General features: G+C 40.0%; 1 protein-coding gene. It reads left to right on the top strand.

Going from position 1 to position 2,360, the window contains the following annotated elements; translation table 11 throughout:
* Window positions 1–162: 162 nt before the first annotated feature.
* Window positions 163–2,360: TonB-dependent siderophore receptor (locus tag RRG12_RS43105; protein ID WP_420763284.1), on the top strand; the 2,198-nt coding region annotated here is incomplete at its 3' end.

Here is a 2,360-nt window from a genome sequence, read left to right as displayed (position 1 = left end):
TTCGGAAAAAGTTTAGCATCCGTCCACAGGATTGTTTAAAAACAATTTCCGTTTGAGCCGAATAAAAATTCCGTTTAAGCAGAATTATCACTATCTTCACCTTGATAGTTTTCCCTAAGCTAATCAGGAAAAGTTTTTATTAAGCTTTAAGGTGTGGGAGTGATGGTGAATTTTTTACAACTGCGGCTGTCGCTATTGCTGACAGGTGTATTTTTTCTTCTAGGAATGCAAGCAACATGGGCAAAAGATGCTAATTCTTTTGGCAACTCTCAAATTTTGGTACAGTCACCAACACCTACATCAGAAATTATCGCGATCGCGGGAGTAAAAGCAACTTCCACCCAAAATGGTGTGGAGGTAATTTTAGAGACACCCCTTGGAGAACAACTACAAATTACAAATCGCAGTACTGGTAATAATTTTATTGCCGATATTCCTAATGCTCAATTGCGTTTACCTAACGGCAATGCTTTCAACTTCCGTTCAGAAAAACCAAATGCGGGAATTACTGAAATAACAGTTATCAATATTGACACTAATACTGTGCGGGTGACAGTAGTAGGTGAAACAAGTTTACCAACAGTTGAATTATTTGATGACAATACAGGGCTGGTTTTTGGGATAAATTCTAGTGCAACCGCGATGCAGCCACCACAGCAGTCGGAAACGCCTCCAGTAGAAGAAATACCAGAAACTCAGACACCGCAAAAAGAACCAGCAGCGCAGCAAGATGATGCGATTGAGTTGGTAGTGACAGGAGAACAAGATGGATATCGTGTACCAGATGCTAACACTGGAAGTAGGCTGGATATTCCACTACTAGAAACACCTGCATCAATTGGCGTAATTACAGAGGAATTCATTGAGGATAAAGCACCCCGACGAGTAGAAGACTTAGCCCCTTACATTAGTGGAGTCACGGCCGGAAACGTTGGACAGGGTGGACTGTTCACTGACTTTCAAATTCGTGGATTTAGTACAGGTAGCCAAGTTTATGTCAATGGGTTACGAGATAATTACCGCTCTTTAATCAGAGACTTTGCTAATATTGAACGTCTAGAAATTTTGAAAGGTTTCTCTTCGTTACTTTATGGCACAGGTTCACCTGGTGGAGTAGTTAACTATATTACAAAGAAGCCCCAAGCTACGCCCAGTTATAAATTTTCAGCCGATATAGGCAGCTTTAATTTTTATCGCAGTGAGGTGGATTTAACAGGGCCGTTAACTGACGACAAAAATGTACTTTATCGCTTGATTCTGGCCTTTCAAGATTCAGATTATTTTGTAGACAACGTTGAAGATAATCGTATTTTTGTGGCTCCCTCAGTAACGTTATCAACGGGCGAAGGCGGTTCTTTAACAATTGAAGGTGAGTATTACCGGCAAGATAAAGACTTTAATACTGGAGCAAAATTTTTTAATGGTGAGTTTTTCTATGACCGCAGTTATACAGATCCCCGCAATAGCCAAATCTACAATCACTATCGGATTGCAGCTTACTTAGATCAGCCAATTAGTAAGGATTGGTCGCTTAACCTCAGCGGTCAGTACTTTAATACACAAAGAGAAGCTAATCCGATCTTTGTCGCACTTGGTTTTGAGGGTGATACTCTAACACGTTTCTACCGAACAATTTTTGATGACTATAATCAATACAATCTTCGAGGTGAAATCAGAGGTAACTTCAATATTGGAGAGACAGAACATAAGTTATTAGCAGGCGTTGAATACAATAAATACAGTTCAAGGTTCAATGGTGTTAATGCTGGTTTTTTTGGTAGTATTGACGTTGCTAACCCTACTTTTGATGTTCCTATCCCCACCGGACTTACTAATAGCACAGTTGATTTTAGTGACAGCAATTGGGGCGTTTACATTCAAGATTTCATAAAACTTGGGCAATTTCGTTTACTGGCAGGTTTGCGCTACGGCGGATTTGAGTATATAAGTGGTGGCGTACCTGCACAAGATGACAATTACATTTCTCCAAGCATCGGGTTAGTTTATAGTCTGACAGATTCAGCTTCAATTTATGCTAGCTTTAGTCAATCGACAGAGCCACAATTTGGTTTACTTTCAGACGGTGGTTTTCCTGAGGCTAGAAAAGCTACTCAATATGAAGTTGGTACTAAAGTAAATCTGTTAAATGATAGAGTGAGTATCACGGCTGCACTGTTTCAGTTGGAACAAACAAACATTGCAGAAACAGATCCCAGCAACCCTGATTTCAGCATCCTTGTAGGCGATATTCGTAGCCGTGGATTTGAATTGGACGTTACAGGAAAAGTAACCGAGAATTTTAGCTTGATTGCAGCTTACACCTACCTAGATTCAGAAGTTACCAAAAGTGTTGTCTTTTG

This window comes from Nostoc sp. CALU 546 (assembly GCF_048836525.1).
Note: the sequence above shows the minus strand (reverse complement) of the source record. Positions and strands in the feature narration are given on the sequence as shown.